This window comes from Phaeobacter piscinae (genome assembly GCF_002407245.1).
Taxonomy (GTDB): Bacteria; Pseudomonadota; Alphaproteobacteria; order Rhodobacterales; family Rhodobacteraceae; genus Phaeobacter; species Phaeobacter piscinae.
Genome location: NZ_CP010681.1, coordinates 3,175,001 through 3,194,795, shown reverse-complemented (window position 1 = coordinate 3,194,795; position 19,795 = coordinate 3,175,001). Strand labels below are relative to the sequence as shown.

Below are 19,795 nucleotides of genomic sequence, written 5' to 3'. Positions count from 1 at the left end.
GAACCGCGTCGCAGCTGGCGCGCATATCATCCGGTGCGGCGCGCGAGGGCCGCACCCACTGACAGACCCGGAACAGGGCGATCGGGTCAGGACCGCGTGAGGACAACAAAAGATGCTGGATACAGCCAAAACCACCGATGTTCAGGCAGAGACCCTGCTTGAGGTCAACAACATCGAAGTGATCTACAACCACGTGATCCTCGTTTTGAAGGGCGTCAGCCTGAAGGTCCCGAAGGGCGGGATCACCGCGCTGCTGGGCGGCAATGGCGCGGGCAAGACGACAACACTCAAGGCGGTTTCAAACCTGCTGCACTCGGAGCGGGGCGAGGTCACCAAAGGGTCGATCAGCTATCGCGGGGAGCGCATTCAGGATCGGGATCCTGCCGAACTGGTCAAAAAAGGTGTTATTCAGGTGATGGAAGGCCGTCACTGTTTCGAACATCTGACCGTCGAGGAAAACCTGCTGACGGGCGCCTATACGCGCAGCGATGGTAATGCGAACATCCAGCGCGATCTGGAGATGGTCTATAGCTACTTTCCACGTCTGAAGGAGCGCCGCCGCAGCCAGGCGGGCTACACCTCGGGTGGTGAGCAGCAGATGGTTGCCATGGGCCGCGCTTTGATGAGCCGCCCGGAGACGATCCTGCTGGACGAGCCGTCGATGGGGCTGGCGCCGCAGCTGGTGGAACAGATCTTTGAGATCGTGAAGTCGATCAATGAAAATGAAGGGGTGACCTTCCTTCTGGCCGAACAGAACACTAATGTGGCGCTGCGCTACTCGCACTACGGCTACATTCTGGAATCCGGTCGTGTGGTGATGGATGGCCCTGCCGCTGAACTGCGCGAGAACCCGGATGTGAAGGAATTCTACCTCGGGATGTCCGACGACGGACGCAAGAGTTTCCGGGATGTGCGATCCTATCGCCGCCGGAAGCGGTGGTTGAGCTGAGGCGGGGTGCTGACATGACAAATTTTGACAGCCTTGAGACCCGCAGTGCAGAGGCCCGTGCCTCTGATTTGGCGGAACAATTGCCACAGCAGATTGCCCGTGCCATGGCCGCGCCCGGTTATGGCGACAGCCTGCGGAATGTTGACGCCGCATCCATTACTTCCGTTGCGGATCTGGCGGCTCTGCCGGTTCTGCGCAAATCCGACTTGGGCAAGGCACAGGCCGCGCATCCACCGTTTGGTGGGTTCACCGTGAAACCTGCCAGTGGATTTGCCCATATCTTCCAGTCGCCAGGCCCGATCTACGAACCGGGCGGGGTGGATCATGACTGGTGGCGGATGGGGCGGTTCCTGCATGCGGCGGGTATTGGTCCCGGTGATGTGGTACAGAACTGCTTTGGCTACCATCTGACGCCGGCAGGTATGATTTTTGAGAATGGGGCGCGTGCCGTTGGCGCCGCTGTGCTGCCCGCGGGCACTGGCCAGACCGAGCTTCAGGTGACTGCGGCGCGTGACGTCGGGGCCACGGCCTATGCCGGGACGCCAGACTATCTGAAGGTGATCTTGGACAAGGCCGACGCCATGGGTGTGCAGCTGGGCTTTACCAAGGCGGCGGTCGGAGGCGGGGCCTTGTTCCCATCCCTGCGTCAGGAATATGCAGATCGTGGAATCACCTGTTTGCAATCCTATGCGACGGCGGATCTGGGCAATATCGCCTATGAGAGCGCGGCAATGGAGGGCATGATCGTCGATGAACAGGTCATCGTCGAGATTGTCACCCCCGGCACTGGTACGCCAGTTGCGGTGGGTGAAGTGGGCGAGGTTGTGGTGACCACGCTGAACCCGGACTATCCGCTCATCCGGTTTGCTACCGGGGATCTCAGCGCTGTGTTGCCGGGTGAATCCCCCTGTGGCCGCACCAACATGCGGATCAAAGGCTGGATGGGCCGCGCCGATCAGACCACCAAGATCAAGGGCATGTTTGTCCGCCCCGAACAGGTTGCGGCACTGGTCGACAAGCATGATGAAATCGTGAAGGCGCGGGTCATTGCCAGCCGGGATGGTGAAATGGATGCGATGACCGTCCAGATCGAAGCACAGAACGGGGATGAAATCGCCTTTTCCCGCTCGGTTGTGGAAGTTCTTAAGCTGAAGGGGCGCGTGGAAGTGGTCGCCCCCGGAGCCCTGCCTAAAGACGGTTTGGTCATTGAGGACCAGCGCAGCTACGACTGATCCCCTGTCCTGTGGGGACCACCCGATCCGGGTATATCTGGCGCAACCGGGTTCCTCCCTCCGGTTGCGCCAGTTTTGGGTTCGCCAAGCACAGTGACGTATGCGGGCGCGGCGAATGGCTGCGCTTTGCCATTGTTGCTGGCATTTCCGACGAAAATGATCGAAATAGAGGGCTGCACTGAGGTAGTCCTGCATTCATGCCAAAGATCACACCTATTTCACCCGTAACAGCAGAGGCTGAGCGTGTCGCCGCCGCAGGCGCTGTGCCATCCGTTGCAGGCCCAAGCGGCCGTCGGGCGCGACGAAAGAAACCCGGTGGTGCGCTGTTCGCCACTGTCGGTTGGGTGGTGGCCCTGGCGTGCCTATTGCCAATGCTGGCGGTGAGCCTTGCGGCTCTGACAGGCGGGACAGAGACGATCCGGCACCTGATGGACACGGTGTTGCCGGGGTATGCCGGAACCACATTGGTACTGGTCCTGCTGGTGGCGCTAGGAACCGGAATGGTCGGTGTGGGTGCGGCCTGGCTGGTGACGATGACCCGCTTCCCAGGTGTGCGCGTAATGGAGGTCGTGCTGATCCTGCCGCTGGCCTTCCCGGCCTATGTGTTGGCCTATGCCTATACCTTTGTTCTGGATCACCCCGGCGTTGTGCAGACGACATTGCGACAGGTGACCGGCTGGGGGCCGCGCGACTATTGGTTCCCGGAAATCCGTTCTGTCGGAGGGGCGGCGGTGATGCTGGTGCTGGTGCTTTACCCCTATGTTTACCTGTTGGCGCGGGCTGCGTTTCTGCAGCAAAGCGCGGGGGCCTTTCTGGCGGCGCGTGCGCTTGGCAATACCTCTCTGCAGGCATTCTGGCGGGTCAGCCTGCCGATGGCGCGCCCCGCGATCGCGTCCGGTGTTCTGCTGGCTGTCATGGAGACCATCGCTGATTTCGGTACCGTGAGTTATTTCGGCGTGCAGACCTTTGCCACCGGGATTTATACCAGCTGGTTTTCTCTGGCTGACCGGGCTGGTGCGGCGCAGTTGGCGCTATGTCTGCTTGGGTTTGCCTTGACCTTGGCAGTTGCGGAACGGGCCACACGCGGACGGGCGCGCTATCATCATGCAGGCAAGCATCAGGCCAAGATGCCACCGGTGGATTTGCGTGGGTTTAAGGCGGTTCTGGCGTTTGGTCTCTGTGCCCTGCCGGTTCTCTTGGGGTTCTTGTTGCCAGTTGTGATTCTGGCACAGATGGGGATGGAGTCGGAGCAGACCCTGCTGAGCAAACGCTATCTCGGGTTCCTGCAGAACTCGATTACATTGGCGATGACGGCGGCCATCCTGACGGTGGTCGCAGCAGTTTGCCTTGGGTTTTATCAGCGTCTGCGGCCGGGTCGGCCCTCTGCGTTGGCGGGGCATGTCTCGCGGTTGGGGTATGCGGTGCCGGGCGGGGTGATTGCGGTCGGGCTGATGGTGCCGTTTGCAGCCTTTGACAACGTTCTTGATGCCTGGATGCGGGCGAATTTCGAGATCCGGACCGGCCTGCTGATCACCGGGTCGATCTGGCTGCTGGTGGCCGCTTATATGGTGCGCTTTCTGGCGGCGGCCTTGGGCGCCTATGAGGGCGGGCAATCCACGGTGCATGCCAATATGGACGCTGCTGCGCGTTCGCTGGGGCAAAGCCCGCTGGGTATGCTGCGCCGGGTGCATCTGCCGATCCTGACGCCCAGCCTGATGACCGCTTTGCTGATTGTCTTTGTCGATGTGATGAAGGAGCTGCCTGCGACGCTGATCATGCGTCCTTTCAACTATGATACGCTGGCGGTTCAGGCCTATCGCCTGGCATCGGACGAGCGGCTTGAAGGCGCGGCGGTACCCTCGCTGGTGATCATGCTGGTTGGCCTGTTGCCGGTGATCCTGATCTGTCGGCAGGTGGGGCGGCGCAGCTAAGTGCGGCCTCCTTTGGTGGCTCAGCTGTGCCACCAATCCTCAATATCTTCGCGGGAGATCCGGACCGCGGGGCCAAGGGCAACAAGCACGGTTTCTTCCGCCTCGCAGCGTTTGGCAGAGACCTGTCGGCCAACCACATGCAGCTCATACCCGCCGCCGTTGGTCAGCACAAAGCCCTTCATCCGGTAAAGGCCATCGGGCCGGTTCGCCAGTTTGTCACCCAAGCGGCAGCGGTCCATGGGGGCGGTGCTGCGATGGTGCCAGGTGGCATAGGCATGATGGGCGGATTTCTCACTGGTCCTGCCCACAGGCAAAGGCAACACGTCAAACAGGAGATCGGCAATAGGAGCGTCTGCCAAAAGTGTTGGCGTGCGGGCGCCAAGCGCGCTCAGCTGCTCCATAACCACGCTCGACGGGGCGTCACATTTGCTGATCAGCACCAGATCTGCGGCCCGGATCTGCTGGCTTGCCTGATCACGCAAGAGATCATCGCCAAGGAGATCTGAGAGGTTTTCACCGTCGGCAACGGTGATGATCCCGCCGTAGGACAGCTGAGCTTCGTTCACCACGGTGTTGGCGATGGCCACCGGATCGGAGAGGCCGCTGGCCTCGATCACGATGTGATCCGGGTGGCTCTCTTCTGCCAGAACGCGGTGCAACGCGGCGGTCAGATCTTCCCCTAGCGTGCAGCAGACGCAGCCATTGCTAAGCGCGATGGTCTGTGAATTGGCATCTTGAAGAAGGCTTTCATCAATGTTGATGCGGCCGAAATCATTGACCAATACCGTTAGGCGCAGCCCGTGATCCTCGCTCAGGAGACGGTTGATCAGGGTGGTTTTGCCTGCGCCAAGATAGCCGCTGATGATGGTGACGGGGATTCGGTTCATCGGGTGCGCCCCAATGGAATGATATGGTCACGCATGGCTCGTCCCCCGCTCTGCATCACTGAATTCGGGCTGCAGCTATAGGTGGTCTTATCCCGTCCGTCCACCCACGGCGCGACGTCTGTTCAAGTTGGTATCGGCAGCAAATACCGCGATTGAGTTATGGCGTATCCGCTTTGTTGGGGGGGCACCTCAGACAATGCGATTGGCGATAGGCAGCGGGGTCGCCCTAAAATCACGGGGACCCGAGAGGGGCTTTGTCCGCCGGGCAGCAAAACCATGAAAAAGGGATGGAAGCCGTGTTGAACCGCAATGAATTGATTATTCGCATTGTCCTGTTGGGGCTGGGGGCGACGGCCTTCATGGATCTCTGGGCGATTGCCGCCGATGGGTTGTTTGGTGTTCCGCAAAGCAATTTTGCGGTGGTCGGGCGCTGGCTTGGCCATATGCCTGAGGGGGTGTTCACCCACGACAGTATCCGCAAGGCGGCGCCGGTGGCGAATGAGGCCGCACTGGGCTGGACTGCACACTACAGTGTTGGCGTGATCTTCGCGGCGGTCTTCGTGGCGGTTGGTGGGCAGCGTCAACTGCTGCAGCCGGGGCCGGTTGCACCGATTCTCTTTGGTCTGGTGACGGTAGTGGCCCCGTTCTTCATCCTGCAGCCGGCACTGGGCGCGGGTATCATGGCGGCAAACAAACCCAATCCGGATGCCGCGCGGCTGAAGAGCCTGATGTCGCATTTCTCGTTCGGGCTGGGGCTGTATGTGGTGGCGTATGGCCTGTCCCGTCTGGCGCCCAAGGGTCAGTCCGGATCTGAGGATCAGGTTTCACCGGCAGAGTAGGTCGGTTGCAGTGCGTCCTTCAGAACAACAAAGGCGCAGGAAAATTTCCTGCGCCTTTATCTTTAGATCAATGACGCATATGCGCCGGTCGTCCCACTGGGGGGATTATTCCCAGCCCACCTGATTGAAGATTTTCTGGGCGGTGGGGATGTTCTTGGCCACGTCGGACAGCTGAACATCATCCGGTTTGAAGTGACCAAGTGCGGCGATGCTGGGGGCCAGAGCAACGCCGGGAACCGCAGGGTATTCGTCATTGCCAGCGGAGAAATACTGCTGTGCCTGATCGGAGGCGAGGTATTCCAGGAACTTTACCGCGTTGTCTTTGTTGGGGGCGTTTACCGCCACACCACCGCCGGACAGGTTCATATGCGCGCCTTCTGCATCCTGCGCAGGGAAGACCCAACCGATCATGTCGCGATCTGCTGAGAGGCCTTTCACGTCTTTGCGGATGGAGCGGGCGAAGTAGTAGCTGTTGCCGACTGCGATTTCGCATTCGCCAGAGACGATGCCGCGCAGCTGGTCGGTGTCACCACCCTGCGGTGCGCGGGCCATGTTGGCAACGACGCCTTTTGCCCAGTCGGTTGCGGCCTCTTCACCGTGATGGGTGACGATCGAGGCCAGCAGGGTCTGGTTGTAGGTGTTGGTCGACGACCGGATGCAGACCTGACCTTTGTAGGCGGGATCTGCGAGATCGAGATAGGTTTTTGGCGGGTTGGCGACGTCTGCTTTGTCAAAGAAGATGATGCGCGCGCGCTGCGAGAAACCGAACCACTGGTTGTCTGCATCCTGCAGATAACCGGGAACGCGGGCTTCCAGTGTGTCGCTGTCGATGGCCTGCAGCAGGCCTTCGTTCTTGGCGCGGGCAAGGCGAGAGGTGTCGACCGTCAGCAGAATGTCGGCGGGAGAGTTCGCACCCTCGGCGCTCATGCGGGCGATCAGCTCGTCGGCTTTGCCTTCGATGCGGTTGATGGTGATGCCGGTGGCCTCTTCAAAATCAGAGTAGAGACGTTCGTCGGTATCATAGTGGCGCGAGGAGTAGAGGTTCAGCTCACCCTCGGCAGCGGCAGATGTTGCGACGGCGGCGACCAAGGCGCCTGCAAGAATGGTGGTCGATTTCAGCATGGTACATCCCATCTATTCAAAACACTCAGGGGTCTTGGCCAGTGGCGTCGAACCCGACTGATTTGCTCAGATAAAGAGTTTCAGCACAATTGCAAAGCAAAACCGACAAAAAGAATCAGAAAAAGACGCAGGCCTCTGCGACCTGGTTATTTGTGGCGATGTGAGGGGGACAAAATAAAAAAACCGCATCCGAAGATGCGGTTTTCAAATCAGCTAAGCTGCGTCTGGCAATCAGCCCTGGCGTGCTTTAAAGCGGCGCTGGGTCTTGTTGATCACATAGACACGGCCCTTGCGACGCACAACGCGGCAATCACGGTGCCGGTTCTTGAGCGAGCGGAGCGAGTTCTTGACCTTCATGGCCTATCTCCTGTTCTGCGGCGCGAACCAGCGCCTGGGTTGCGGGGCTCCGATCGTTGGACCAGAGCAATGAATTCATGGTGGGCGATACAAGGTTCGAACTTGTGACCCCTTCGATGTCAACGAAGTGCTCTACCACTGAGCTAATCGCCCATGAATACCTACGCTTTCGGCCGGCCCCAAATTGAAAGGGGCGCGGATGACCGCGCCGGTGAGGGGTCTATAAAATGAGTCGGAGAGGGGTGCAAGAGCTTTTGACCGCAGAAATTTCCTGTCTATGCTGTTTCTTGTATCTGATCGGCCGGAGCCTGCATGTCTGACAAAGTATATTTGGTGGAAATGCCACAGGAATTGCGGTCTGGGGTTGTTTTTGCCTCGCCGCACAGCGGATCGGACTACAGCGCGGCGTTTCTGGCGCAGACGATTCTTGATCCTTTGCAGCTGCGCAGTTCGGAAGACGCCTTTGTTGATCAGCTGTTCGCAGCCGCGCCGCGATTCGGAATGCCCCTGCTGACGGCGCGGGCGCCCCGCGCCTATGTCGATCTCAACCGTTCCACAGAAGAGCTGGACCCGGCGCTGATTGAGGGGGTCATCAAACGCGGGCAGAACCCGCGGGTGGCTTCGGGGCTGGGCGTGGTACCACGTGTGGTGGCCCATGGGCGGGCGATCTATCGTGGCAAGCTGAGCCAGAGCGAGGCGAGTCAGCGGATCGCCTCCTATTGGCGGCCATATCACGCTGCATTGCAGCAGCTTCTGGATCAGGCGCGGATCGGGTTTGGACAGGCGGTGCTGATTGACTGCCATTCGATGCCGCATGAGGCGATATCTGCTGCCGGGCGCCGGGGGGCTGGGCTGCCTGATGTCGTGCTGGGGGACAGGTTCGGCGCTGCCGCCTCCTCCGAGGTTATGGACCGGGTCGAAGCGGCGTTTGTCGGCGCCGGGCTGCGCGTGGCGCGCAACACCCCCTTTGCGGGAGCCTATATTACGCAAACCTATGGTCGCCCATCGCGTGCGCAACATGCAGTGCAGGTCGAAATTGATCGGAGCCTCTACATGAATGAGGCGCGCGTGGAAAAAACCGCTGATTTTGCCGCGCTGCAGATGGTGCTGACCGATGTGATTGCGGAACTGTCGCGACTGAATTGTGATCCGGTGCCTCTCGCAGCGGAGTAAGTCTGGCCGCTGTTAGCGAAGGGCGCGACCTTTCTGGATGGCAGATTTGCCAAAACGTTCGCGAATGGCATCTGTCGCGCGCTCGGCTTTGGCGCGCTGACCCGCCTGAGGGTCGAGCAGATCACCGGTGATATCGGCCTGGGTTTCCGGGACCAGATCGGAAATGCCACAGCCAAGCAGCCGGTAGGGACCTTCGTTGCCAACCTGATCCAGCAGGGCACGGGCGGTGCGATAAATGGTGTCGGCGATCTGCGTGGCGTCGCGCAGGGAGTGCCTCCGGGTGAGGCTACTGTGATTTGCGCGTTTCAGCTTCAGCGTCACCACGCGTCCGGCCAGTTGCCGCGCCTTGGCACGGTCGGAAACCTTCTCTGCCAACCGCCACAAATGGCCGTCAAGCACCTCAAGACTGGCCGTATCTTCAAAGAAAGTGGTCTCATTTGAGATGGATTTGATGGGTGCATTGGAGGAGACGCGGCGCCGGTCCTGGCCACGCGCGAGATGCCAAAGCCGCTCTCCCATCGAACCGAAGCGGGCATTTAGGTCGGTCCGCTCCCACCTGAGAAGGTCGGAAAAGCTGCGAATCCCGGCCTTGTCGAGTGAGGCCTGCGCGGCGGGACCAATGCCCCAGATCAGGCGCACCGGTTTATCCTTCAGAAATTCCGAGGTTTCAGCCGCGCCAATCACCGAAAATCCGCGCGGTTTGTCCAGATCGGAGGCCACCTTGGCCAGGAATTTATTGTGCGACAGCCCAATGGATCCGGTCACACCCAGCTCATCCTTCATGCGTTTGACCAGCCGTGCGAGCATCACCGCAGGCGGCGCGCCATGCAGACGTTGGGTGCCCGACAGATCCATGAACGCCTCATCCAGCGACAAGGGTTCAACATCCGGGGTCAGCTCATCCATCATGGCACGGATCTGGCGGCTGACATCGACATAGACGTTCATACGAGGCTTGATCACCACCGCATCCGGGCAGAGCTTCAGCGCCTGAAACATGGGCATCGCGGAGCGGACACCCCGAATGCGCGCAACATAGCAGGCGGTGGAGACCACGCCCCGCCGCCCACCACCGATCACCACCGGTTTGTCGGCGAGATCTGGATTGTCGCGTTTTTCAACGCTGGCATAGAACGCATCACAGTCCATATGTGCAATCGAGAGCGAGAACAGCTCAGAATGTGCTTTAATACGCGGACTTTGGCAGCTTGGGCAGCGCTTCGGGTTTGGTGTTTTGCCATTTTTGGGTTTCAGCACGCCATGGGACAGGCACTCCCGGCAAAGCACCTGCAGGTTTTGGCCGCCGTCGGCCGGACCCTCGGATATGGTCAGATCAGACGTTATGGGGTGCTGGTCGGACATGGGGGCAAAAACCGGGAAAGGTTGGATGAGGGAATCTCATGGTGCGGCAGGGGGGCTTAGAGTAGCCTCTGCCACGGAAATTGTCTTTAGATGATCTGACATGGTGAGAGCAGGAATGACATTCAACGGAGCCAAGCTTGCGCTTTTCATCGGTGACAGGCTGTTGGTCATTGAGCGTGACGCCTATCCGCACATCCCCTATCCCGGCCACTGGGACTTTCCGGGGGGCGGTCGTGAAGGCGCGGAAACACCGGAAACCTGTGCCCTGCGCGAAACCAAGGAGGAGGTCGGGTTGCTCGTACAGGAGGCGGATCTGGTTTGGCGGCGCAGCTATGCGCGGCCCAACGGTGTGGTCTGGTTTTTCGCGGCACATCTCCCTGCCGTGAGAAGGCGAGACATCCAGTTAGGGGATGAAGGGCAGAGCTGGGCGTTGGTCCCGCCAGAATGGTACATCGCGCATGATCTGGCGGTGCCACATTTCGCCGGTTATCTGCAGGCCTATCTATCGCAGCGTGACAGTATCACCGCATGAGTTTGCGCGCGACTGCTGTTCGGTTGACGGGGGCAGGGCCTGAAAGAAAGAACCCCCGCTGCTGTAGCGGGGGAGGTGACGAACCTCAGGAAGAGCAAGGCCGTCAGGGGAGTGTCTCTCCCACAGGGTCGGTCATTTTGGCCTCTCGTCATAGCCTGTTGCGCAGGATTATGTAATTCCACCTCTGCCTGTGTGCTTTTGTGGGCACAGGACAAAAAGGCGCATTGGGGGACGCGATGGCACGAAAATCTGTTATAATCCCCGCACTTGACCTTAGGTAAATGTCGCGCGGAAGCGGGTTGCGGCCCGCCTATGTAAGGTGCAGTCAAATGTTTTATTTCTGCCTAATGTTTGGGCACTTCACGGCAGCGACCATGCTGGAGCGGTCAATCTGACCGTCGCGAAAGAAAAACCCGCCAAGGCGATCTGCGCTGGCGGGTTTGGGGTGTTGAATAAGTGCAACTGGATCGAGGTCGGCTGGCTGCCAGATTGAACGTCAGCGTGGCAGGCCGGTCAGAATATCTTCGGCTGCGCTGCGTGGTGCCTCTGCAGCCCAGATTGGACGGCCCACCACGATATGGTCGGCACCTGACTCCAGCGCGCTGGCGGGGGTGGCCACGCGTTTCTGGTCTCCCAACGCGGCTCCGGCGGGACGCACGCCTGGGGTGACGATGAGTTTGCCTGACGCCTCGGGCAGGGCGCGGATCAGGGCGGCCTCCTGCGGGCTGGCAATCACGCCATCGGCTCCGGCGGTGAGCGCAAGGCCCGCGCGCTCCTGTACCAGGTCAGAGATTTCACCGGATTTGATCAGCGCCTCGTCCAGATCAGCGCGGTCCAGAGAGGTGAGGATGGTCACGCCAAGGATCTTGAGGTTGGTGCCAGCGGCCCCTTCCTTGGCGGCGCGCACGACATGGGGGTCGCCGTGGACGGTCAGGAAATCGAGGTCAAACTGGGCCAGGCCGCGGACAGCCGCCTCAACCGTTGCGCTGATGTCGAAGAGTTTCATGTCGAGGAAGATGCGCTTGCCGCGTTCCTGCTTTAGTTCATTGGCGAGGGCCAGCCCGCCTCCGGTCAGCATACCCAGGCCGATCTTGTAGAACGACACCGCATCGCCAAGCGTGTCGGCCAGCTGCAGGCCGGCGATTGCGTTGGGAACGTCCATGGCAACGATCAGGCGGTCGTCGGCAGTGGATTTTGGGCTGGGGTTGGCGGTGGAAGATGCGGACATGGAGGTTCCTCGTCTTTGGGGGCGCTATTGCGGGCGGTGTGGACGTGCAGGCAGTCTAGGAATTGCGCTGCTTTTAGTGGCGGGGCTGCCGTTGGGAAAGGGGAAAACAGCCGGGTCGGTGGGGTGGCCATGATCCATATGTGTTCGGGCAGGAGTGCAGGCGGGCCAAACTCTTGATCTGGGTCAGGGATTTGGTGACATATTTGCCGCAGACTGACCTTGAAGAGACAGTAAGATCTCCCACATTGAACGTGAAGGCCCTGACCGGGACGTGCCGCAAAGCGGGCGTCACCATCAAAACGGGGCGCTTATATAAGGAGAGCAAGATGGACTTGAACAAGTTCACTGAACGGGCACGTGGTTTTGTACAGGCGGCCCAGACGATTGCGCGTCGGGAAGATCACCAACGGCTGATGCCTGAGCATCTGCTGAAGGCGCTGATGGATGACGACCAAGGATTGGCCAGCAATCTGATTACCCGCGCGGGTGGAACCCCGGAACAGGTGGTTCAGGCGCTGGAGCTGGCGGTGTCCAAACTGCCCAAGGTTCAGGGCAATTCTGCAGATATCTATCTGGATGGTCAGACCGCCAAGGTGCTGGACGAGGCAGCGAAGATTGCTGAGAAGGCCGGTGATAGTTTTGTGCCGGTAGAGCGGCTGCTGATGGCGCTATGTATGGTCAAATCCAAGGCCAAGGATGCGCTGGCGGCTGGGAATGTCACCGCGCAGGCGCTGAACGAGGCGGTGAACGATATCCGCAAAGGGCGCAAGGCGGACAGCGCCAGCGCCGAGGACGGTTATGACGCGTTGAAAAAATACGCCCGCGATCTGACGGAGGCGGTCCGGGACGGCAAGATCGATCCGATCATCGGCCGGGACGAGGAAATTCGTCGCGCGATGCAGGTGCTGAGCCGTAGGACCAAGAACAATCCGGTTCTTATTGGCGAGCCTGGGGTTGGTAAAACTGCAATTGCCGAGGGTATGGCACTGCGTATCGTCAATGGCGATGTGCCTGAATCCTTGCGTGACAAGCAGCTGCTCTCGCTCGATATGGGCGCGCTGATTGCCGGCGCCAAATATCGCGGAGAATTCGAGGAACGTCTGAAAGCGGTTCTGACCGAGGTGACAGAGGCTGCCGGCGAAATCATCCTGTTCATTGATGAGATGCACACGCTGGTTGGCGCAGGGAAATCGGATGGCGCGATGGATGCGGCGAACCTGATCAAGCCTGCGCTTGCACGGGGGGAGCTGCATTGTATTGGCGCCACGACGCTGGACGAATACCGCAAATATGTTGAGAAGGATGCCGCGTTGGCGCGGCGGTTCCAGCCTGTGATGGTGACCGAGCCGACGGTTGAGGACACCATTTCGATCCTGCGCGGCATCAAGGAGAAGTACGAATTGCACCACGGTGTCCGTATTGCGGATGCGGCACTGGTGTCTGCGGCGACGCTTTCCCATCGCTACATCACTGATCGGTTCCTGCCGGACAAGGCGATTGACCTCGTGGACGAGGCCGCCGCACGCCTGCGGATGCAGGTCGACAGCAAACCCGAAGAGCTGGATGCGCTCGACCGGCAGATCCTCCAGATGCAGATCGAGGAAGAGGCGCTGAAGCTTGAGGATGATGCGGCCTCCAAGGACCGATTGGAGACGCTGCAGAAAGAACTGGCGGAGCTGCAGGAAAAATCGGCGGAAATGACCGCGCAGTGGCAGTCCGAACGGGACAAGCTGGCCTCTGCCCGTGGGTTGAAGGAACAGCTGGACCGCGCCCGCGCCGATCTGGATGCGGCCAAGCGGGAGGGCAACCTTGCCCGTGCGGGGGAGCTGTCTTATGGCGTCATCCCCGGGTTGGAAAAACAACTGAGTGAGGCGGAAGCCTCTGAACGCAACGGGTTGATGGTCGAAGAGGCCGTACGTCCCGAGCAGATCGCGGGCGTGGTCGAACGCTGGACCGGTATTCCCACCTCCAAGATGCTGGAAGGGGAGCGCGAGAAACTGCTGCGGATGGAGGCCGATCTGCACGGTCGGGTGATTGGTCAGGACGCAGCTGTGACCGCTGTGTCCAACGCCGTGCGCCGGGCCCGCGCAGGCCTGAATGATGAGAACCGCCCCCTTGGGTCGTTCCTGTTCCTCGGCCCGACCGGTGTTGGTAAGACTGAGCTGACCAAAGCCGTCGCCGATTTCCTGTTTGACGATGACAGCGCCATGGTGCGTGTCGACATGTCGGAGTTCATGGAGAAACACGCGGTTGCTCGTCTGATCGGCGCGCCTCCGGGCTATGTCGGCTATGATGAGGGCGGCGTGCTGACCGAGGCGGTGCGGCGTAAACCTTATCAGGTGGTTCTCTTTGATGAGGTCGAGAAGGCGCATCCGGATGTCTTCAACGTGTTGTTGCAGGTCTTGGATGACGGGATGCTCACCGATGGGCAGGGTCGGACCGTGGATTTCAAGCAGACGCTGATTATCCTGACGTCGAACCTTGGCGCACAGGCGCTGAGCCAGCTGCCGGATGGGGCCGATGCCGCCGACGCCAAACGGGACGTGATGGACGCGGTGCGTGCCCATTTCCGCCCCGAGTTCCTGAACCGGCTGGATGAGACGATCATTTTTGATCGGCTCGGTCGCAAGGATATGGATGGGATTGTCACGCTACAGCTGGCCCGGCTTGAAAAGCGCCTCATCGGGCGCAAGATCAGGCTGGAACTGGACGACGGTGCAAAAACCTGGCTTGCCGATGAGGGCTATGACCCGGTGTTCGGTGCGCGCCCGCTGAAGCGGGTGATCCAGAGGGCGTTGCAGAACCCATTGGCGGAGATGCTGCTGGCCGGAGAAATCCGCGACGGGGACACGGTGCCTGTGAGCGCCGGTGCCGAGGGCCTTATCATCGGGGACCGGATCGGCACCACGGACCGTCCGCGTCCCGATGATGCCGTCGTCCATTAAACATTTGCAGACGCGATTGAATGAGAGAGGCCCGCCAGATCTGGCGGGCCTTTTCGTTTGCTGTTTGGCTAAGGCTTGGGTCTCAGTTGCTGGCCAGCACGCGCGTCGCGCCCCTGCGGCGTAAAACCGTCAAGCGCGGTTCCCAGTCATAGCGGGGGTCATCGGAAGTGGCCGACCAGTAGAGTTTGCCGCCATAGCGCCAGGGGTCCAAAACAATGCCGCCGTAGATATCTGCGCCTTTGGGCGCGATGACGGCGCTGCTGTGTTCGATGCGAAAGCTGTTTCGTGGTTCCGCGATGGCGCGCAGAATTGTCAGGCTCTGAAAACCCTCGCTTTGCAGTCGCGCCTGCATGTCCTCGGCGTAGTGATAACACAGGCCCCGCTGCCGGACGCCGCTGTTGACGAGGGTGTTGTGCAGGATGGGTGAGGTTGTGACCTGATACTCTTCTGCGAGGGCGGTTGCGTGGCTATAGGCGATGTGCGCCGCGCGCGCGGCCTCGGCAGGGTCTACATCGGGGCTGAGGGCTTCGATTGCGTGACGCAGCTGGCTGACCTCATCTGGCCCTTCACCGGTAGGGGGAGCGCAGCCTATAACCAGCGCCGTGGCAAGCAGCAGCAGGGAAACAACGATGGACTTCATACAGGGTCTGCTCGCTCAGCGTTTCGGTACCCTTAGCATATCAAAGGCGACGGCGTCAGACAGCGGGGAAAACCTGCCTCGGCGGCTCTATTCTTCAATCGCCTCAAGAACGATGTCATTCAGCAACGTCTGGATCAGTTGCATCTCCCCCTCGGGAAAGGCGCGAAAGCCGATCGTTGTGATGTCACTGCCCGGCTGTTGCGCGACGAAGATGTCATAGGGGCAGAAAGTGATGTTCATCGGATTGGCTTCCATCACATTGCGGGACAGGCTGGCCGAGCAGAAGGAATAGACCTCGGCTTGTTCAAACAGCACTATGTCAGAACCAACATCTGCGCGGGTGCGTTCCAGCATCTCTCCAACGTGGCTGACATGATCAACCACCAGACCACGGTCAGTGATGGCACTCTCCAGTCCAAAGGTCACATCGTCAAAGCTCAGGTTTGTCTGATAACTGACCATATGTGTGTCTTCTGATTGCTCTGCTATGGCGGACAGGCCGGTCACTGTGACGACGGCGGCTGCGCCTGACAGGGTGAAGATATGCCTGCCGATATGGCGACCTGTGGTGCGAATTGCGGGGGTTTTCGTCATGGTCCTCTCCCAATGTGATCAAAGGTGACTTGCCCGTCCCGTGGAATACGCCAAGTTGGTGTGGGGCGAGCCGATGGGCAGCGCGTTCCATTATCATATAGGAGTTTTTGCATGGGTTTCGCGGCAAATGCCATAGAATTCCTCGCCTATGTCTTTGTCTTTGCGCTGGGCGCGCTGGCACTGGTCGCGGCGGGGCTGTTCGTGGTGGATCGGATCCAGACAGAGGACGCGGTGCGGCGCAACTATCCGGTGATCGGCAGGTTTCGCGGATTGTTCAGTACATTGGGTGAGTTTTTTCGCCAGTACTTCTTTGCCATGGACCGTGAGGAGATGCCCTTCAACCGTGCGCAACGGGAATGGGTCGGACGTGCAGCGGAGGGGAAGGGCAACACGGTTGCCTTTGGCTCTACCCGCAATCTAAACGTGCCCGGCACGCCGATCTTTGTGAATGCGGCCTTTCCCGCGCTGGATGATGACAAGGCCTGCTGCGAGCCGCGCCTGATCGGGCCGACTGCCCGCCAGCCCTATATGGCGCCGTCCTTCTTCAACATCTCCGGGATGAGCTATGGGGCGCTATCGGCGCCTGCAGTGCGTGCCCTCAGCCATGGGGCCAAAGAGGCGGGCATCTGGATGAACACCGGTGAAGGCGGGCTGAGCCCCTATCACCTGGAAGGCGGCTGTGATGTCGTGTTTCAGATCGGCACCGCAAAATACGGCGTGCGCGATGATACTGGCGGGCTGAGCGATGATCACCTGCGCAAGGTTGCCTCATATGATGCCGTACGGATGTTTGAGCTGAAGCTGGCGCAGGGGGCAAAGCCGGGAAAGGGCGGTATTCTGCCGGGGGCTAAGGTCACCCAGCAGATCGCCGAGATCCGTGGGATCCCGGAAGGTCAGGACAGTATATCGCCGAACAGGCACCCTGAGATCGCCAACTATGACCAGCTGTTGGATATGATCGCCCACATCCGGGCGGTGACCGGCAAGCCGGTGGGGATCAAGCTGGTGGTCGGGGCCGAGTCCGCCCTGCGCGAGATGTTTCTGCATATTGCTGCGCGCAAGGATGACAGCGCGCCGGATTTCATCACAGTCGATGGCGGCGAGGGCGGGACCGGCGCCGCCCCGATGCCACTGATTGATCTGGTTGGGATGTCGGTGCGCGAGGCGTTGCCCCTTATCTGCAATCTGCGCGACGAATACGGGTTGAAGGATCGTATCCGCCTGATCGCCTCGGGCAAGCTGGTCAATCCGGGCGATATTGCCTGGGCGCTGGCGGCGGGGGCTGATTTCGTCACCTCGGCGCGGGGGTTCATGTTCTCGCTGGGTTGTATCCAGGCCCTGAAATGCAATCGCAACAGTTGCCCCACCGGGATCACCACCCACGACAAGCGCCTGCAAAAGGGGCTGGTGGTCGAGGAAAAATCCACCCGCGTTGCCCGTTACGCCAAGGAGATCATCCACGAGGTGGAAACCATTGCTCATTCTGTCGGGGTGAGCGAGCCACGCCAGCTTCGTCGTCGCCATGTTCGGATCATGCAGGAGGATGGGCGCAGTCGGCCGATGCATGAGTTGATGCCAGGTTACAGTGCCATCGCGGAGACGTGAGAGGATATGTTTTGGACTGTGCGGCCAGCTGCCTTAGGTCCTTATCAACGGATATAAAGGAGACCCCGCATGGCCCACCGCTGGACGAACGATCTGAACGACGCTGATGTCACGCCCTATTCGGCATTTCTGAACCGCCGTCAGATCATGGCAGGCCTTGGCGGTGTTGCGGGGCTGGGTCTGGCAGGGCTGGGTGGCACTGCGGCGCAGGCCGCTACGGAGGCGGCGCTGGAGCCCAACAGCTGGGAGGATGTCACCACCTATTGCAACTTCTACGAATTCGGCACGGGTAAGGGGGATCCCACCGCTTATGCGGGCCAGATGATGACGGAGCCCTGGAGTGTTGAGATTGACGGTCTGGTAGAGCGGCCGGGCAGTTATTCCATGGCGCAAATTCTGGAGGCGATGACGCTGGAGGAGCGGATCTATCGCTTCCGCTGTGTCGAGGCCTGGTCAATGGTCGTGCCCTGGCAGGGTTTTGAGTTGGCCGACCTCCTTAATCTGGCCGGCGTGCAGGACGGCGCCAAATACGTGGCGTTTGAAACCCTCTACCGCCCATCGGAAATGCCCGGCACCGCATATAAGGTGCTGGACTGGCCCTACCGAGAGGGTCTGCGTCTGGATGAAGCGCAACACCCGCTGACAATTATGGCCACCGGGATTTTCGGCAAACCGCTTCCCAATCAGAACGGCGCGCCCCTGCGCTTGGTGGTGCCATGGAAATACGGGTTCAAATCGATCAAGTCGATTGTCCGCATCACGCTCACGGATCAGCAACCGCAAACCAGCTGGAACATGGCGAACGCGCGCGAATATGGGTTCTACAGTAATGTGAACCCCAAGGTAGATCATCCCCGGTGGAGTCAGGCCAGCGAGCGGCGTATCGGCGGCGGTCTCTTTGCCCGCCGCGAACCGACTTTGATGTTCAACGGCTACGAGGCAGATGTGGCCGCGCTCTATCAGGGTATGGATCTGGCTGAGAACTTCTAAATGCAGCGGATCAACACCCTCTTGCGCGCAGTTCCGGTCTGGCTGGTCTATGTGGCCGGGGTGCTGCTCGCAGCTGTCCTATTCTATCAGGGTCTCACTGGTGCGCTTGGTGCGGAACCGATCAAGGCACTGGAACATGAATATGGCGAATTGGCTCTGCAGTTGCTGGTGGCAACCCTGGCGATTACGCCGCTGCGCCGCCTGCTTGGGGTGAACCTGATGCGATTTCGCCGGGCCATCGGTCTATTGTGCTTTTTCTATGTAAGCTGCCACCTGCTGGTGTGGCTGTTGCTTGATGTGCAGCTTCTGGGCCAGGTCCTGGCGGACATTCTGAAGCGGCCTTATATCACCATCGGTATGGCTGGTTTCGTGCTGATGCTCCCCTTGGCGCTGACCTCTAATGGGATCTCGGTGCGCCGGTTGGGCGCGCGCTGGCGTCTCCTGCATCGGCTGACCTATCCGGCTGCTGTTCTCGGAGCGCTGCACTATGTGATGCTGGCAAAGGGGTTTCAGTTGGAACCGCTGATCTACATGGGGCTGATCCTGCTTCTGTTGGCACTCCGCCTGCCATCGGCCGCGCGGCTGAAGCTGGCGTGAAACCTCGCCAGCAGCTGATGCAACGGCTCCTGTCGGCGTCAAAGCCCCTCCATTCGACTCGCCAGAGGGGCTTTGATGGATCCCGACTCGGATTAGGGTGAGCGCAAACACCGCTGACTCGGGTCTGAAACCGGTTGCAGCTTTGGTCTTGCCGGGAAATATCCGGTCATCCGGCGGGGTCAGACGCAGATGTATGGAAACAGTGCGGCGTAAGATGTTGAAAAATATAGTATAATAAGAAAATCACCAGAAACTTTGATTTTCTTTGATTTTGGTGTTGCGGCTTTGTGTAACTCGCCTTAGAACCCCCTTCACCGGCGGCGCTGAGGCGCTACTGAGACACACCGGACGGGACGGCGGCGACGCTGGGATGGACGGGAAACGCGGCGGAGAGACGCTGGGACGGGCTGGAGAGACGGTCGGACGCATCGGAAAGACGGTGGCATTTATGAGGGTTTGATCGGCGGGCGCGTCAGGAATTTGGCGCATCTGTTGGTTGTTGTCTCTGGATGTATGCTCTTTGACATTGATGATATCTGAAGAGATATGTGGGCGGTTTGGTTCATTCGATGGATCAACCTCTTCATATCAACGCTTTTAGCAACGCCCTGCGCTCAAGTAGCAAAGTGGTAGCGCGATGATAAAGTGTCAGCTTCACTGTTTGTCGGCTTTCTGTACCTTTGGTACTGAAGCACGAGAAACAGAGAATGTTGGATGTTCGTTTCGAGTTCCTAGCCGGGTTCGAAGCCGTGCTGTTTGAGGCCCGTCCTCAAGTAGCGTTATCGGTAGGACATTCAAAGATGTGCAGAGGT

The 19,795-nt window shown here is 59.9% G+C and carries 17 protein-coding genes and 1 tRNA gene; 10 read left to right on the top strand and 8 right to left on the bottom strand.

What is annotated here, in order from left to right:
* Positions 1-112: 112 nt before the first annotated feature.
* The 3 genes from phaeop14_RS15160 (at position 113) to phaeop14_RS15150 (ending at position 4,112) form a co-directional block, all read left to right on the top strand.
* Complete coding sequence (locus phaeop14_RS15160; protein WP_014876149.1) at positions 113-949, top strand: ABC transporter ATP-binding protein; 837 nt, start codon at positions 113-115, stop codon at positions 947-949.
* A 14-nt stretch (positions 950-963) separates the two neighbouring features.
* Positions 964-2,181, top strand: a complete 1,218-nt coding sequence (locus phaeop14_RS15155) for a phenylacetate--CoA ligase family protein (RefSeq protein WP_096790005.1) — start codon at positions 964-966, stop codon at positions 2,179-2,181.
* Between the two features lie 197 nt (positions 2,182-2,378).
* The gene (locus phaeop14_RS15150; protein WP_096790004.1) at positions 2,379-4,112 is read left to right on the top strand and encodes an ABC transporter permease; all 1,734 of its coding nucleotides are present in this window, start codon (positions 2,379-2,381) and stop codon (positions 4,110-4,112) included.
* A 20-nt stretch (positions 4,113-4,132) separates the two neighbouring features.
* Here the strand turns inward: phaeop14_RS15150 and phaeop14_RS15145 are convergent, their stop codons facing one another.
* Positions 4,133-4,999, bottom strand: coding sequence for a CobW family GTP-binding protein (locus phaeop14_RS15145; RefSeq protein WP_096790003.1), 867 nt, complete (start codon positions 4,997-4,999; stop codon positions 4,133-4,135).
* Between the two features lie 296 nt (positions 5,000-5,295).
* Here phaeop14_RS15145 and phaeop14_RS15140 point away from each other — a divergent pair, with 296 nt between their 5' ends.
* Positions 5,296-5,838 (top strand): DUF2938 domain-containing protein, encoded by a 543-nt coding sequence (locus tag phaeop14_RS15140; RefSeq protein ID WP_096790328.1) that lies wholly within the window; start codon positions 5,296-5,298, stop codon positions 5,836-5,838.
* 105 nt (positions 5,839-5,943) lie between these two features.
* On the opposite strand, the gene phaeop14_RS15135 is transcribed toward phaeop14_RS15140, so the two are convergent.
* The 3 genes from phaeop14_RS15135 to phaeop14_RS15125 all read right to left on the bottom strand — a co-directional run bounded on the left by phaeop14_RS15135 (position 5,944) and on the right by phaeop14_RS15125 (position 7,470).
* Positions 5,944-6,960 carry a Fe(3+) ABC transporter substrate-binding protein gene (locus tag phaeop14_RS15135; protein ID WP_040170233.1) on the bottom strand — a complete coding sequence of 339 codons (1,017 nt, stop codon included), beginning with the start codon at positions 6,958-6,960 and terminating at the stop codon, positions 5,944-5,946.
* Positions 6,961-7,191: 231 nt separating this feature from the next.
* Complete coding sequence (gene ykgO, locus phaeop14_RS15130) at positions 7,192-7,317, bottom strand: type B 50S ribosomal protein L36 (protein ID WP_008562923.1); 126 nt, start codon at positions 7,315-7,317, stop codon at positions 7,192-7,194.
* Between the two features lie 78 nt (positions 7,318-7,395).
* Positions 7,396-7,470 (bottom strand) — tRNA-Val (locus phaeop14_RS15125).
* Positions 7,471-7,629: 159 nt separating this feature from the next.
* On the opposite strand from phaeop14_RS15125, the gene phaeop14_RS15120 reads away from it, so the two are divergent.
* A complete protein-coding gene (locus tag phaeop14_RS15120; RefSeq protein ID WP_096790002.1) occupies positions 7,630-8,490 on the top strand; it encodes an N-formylglutamate amidohydrolase in 861 nt (286 codons plus the stop codon).
* Between the two features lie 12 nt (positions 8,491-8,502).
* On the opposite strand, the gene phaeop14_RS15115 is transcribed toward phaeop14_RS15120, so the two are convergent.
* Positions 8,503-9,783, bottom strand: a complete 1,281-nt coding sequence (locus phaeop14_RS15115; RefSeq protein ID WP_416011247.1) for a DNA polymerase IV — start codon at positions 9,781-9,783, stop codon at positions 8,503-8,505.
* Positions 9,784-9,967: 184 nt separating this feature from the next.
* Between phaeop14_RS15115 and phaeop14_RS15110 the strand changes: the two genes are divergently transcribed.
* A complete protein-coding gene (locus phaeop14_RS15110; protein ID WP_096790001.1) occupies positions 9,968-10,384 on the top strand; it encodes an NUDIX hydrolase in 417 nt (138 codons plus the stop codon).
* A gap of 496 nt (positions 10,385-10,880) precedes the next feature.
* Here the strand turns inward: phaeop14_RS15110 and pyrF are convergent, their stop codons facing one another.
* Entirely contained in the window at positions 10,881-11,612 is a 732-nt protein-coding gene (pyrF, locus tag phaeop14_RS15105) for an orotidine-5'-phosphate decarboxylase (protein WP_040170244.1), read from the bottom strand.
* 326 nt (positions 11,613-11,938) lie between these two features.
* On the opposite strand from pyrF, the gene clpB reads away from it, so the two are divergent.
* A complete protein-coding gene (clpB, locus tag phaeop14_RS15100) occupies positions 11,939-14,557 on the top strand; it encodes an ATP-dependent chaperone ClpB (RefSeq protein ID WP_096790000.1) in 2,619 nt (872 codons plus the stop codon).
* An 82-nt stretch (positions 14,558-14,639) separates the two neighbouring features.
* Here clpB and phaeop14_RS15095 read toward each other — a convergent pair whose 3' ends face one another.
* Both phaeop14_RS15095 and phaeop14_RS15090 read right to left on the bottom strand, forming a co-directional pair.
* Complete coding sequence (locus phaeop14_RS15095) at positions 14,640-15,197, bottom strand: hypothetical protein (RefSeq protein ID WP_096789999.1); 558 nt, start codon at positions 15,195-15,197, stop codon at positions 14,640-14,642.
* A gap of 87 nt (positions 15,198-15,284) precedes the next feature.
* A complete protein-coding gene (locus tag phaeop14_RS15090) occupies positions 15,285-15,791 on the bottom strand; it encodes a hypothetical protein (RefSeq protein WP_040170249.1) in 507 nt (168 codons plus the stop codon).
* A 111-nt stretch (positions 15,792-15,902) separates the two neighbouring features.
* Between phaeop14_RS15090 and phaeop14_RS15085 the strand changes: the two genes are divergently transcribed.
* The 3 genes from phaeop14_RS15085 (at position 15,903) to msrQ (ending at position 18,983) form a co-directional block, all read left to right on the top strand.
* Positions 15,903-17,396, top strand: coding sequence for an FMN-binding glutamate synthase family protein (locus phaeop14_RS15085; RefSeq protein ID WP_096789998.1), 1,494 nt, complete (start codon positions 15,903-15,905; stop codon positions 17,394-17,396).
* 69 nt (positions 17,397-17,465) lie between these two features.
* Positions 17,466-18,386, top strand: a complete 921-nt coding sequence (gene msrP / locus phaeop14_RS15080; protein WP_096789997.1) for a protein-methionine-sulfoxide reductase catalytic subunit MsrP — start codon at positions 17,466-17,468, stop codon at positions 18,384-18,386.
* A complete protein-coding gene (gene msrQ / locus phaeop14_RS15075) occupies positions 18,387-18,983 on the top strand; it encodes a protein-methionine-sulfoxide reductase heme-binding subunit MsrQ (protein WP_096789996.1) in 597 nt (198 codons plus the stop codon).
* The last annotated feature ends 812 nt before the right edge of the window (positions 18,984-19,795 follow it).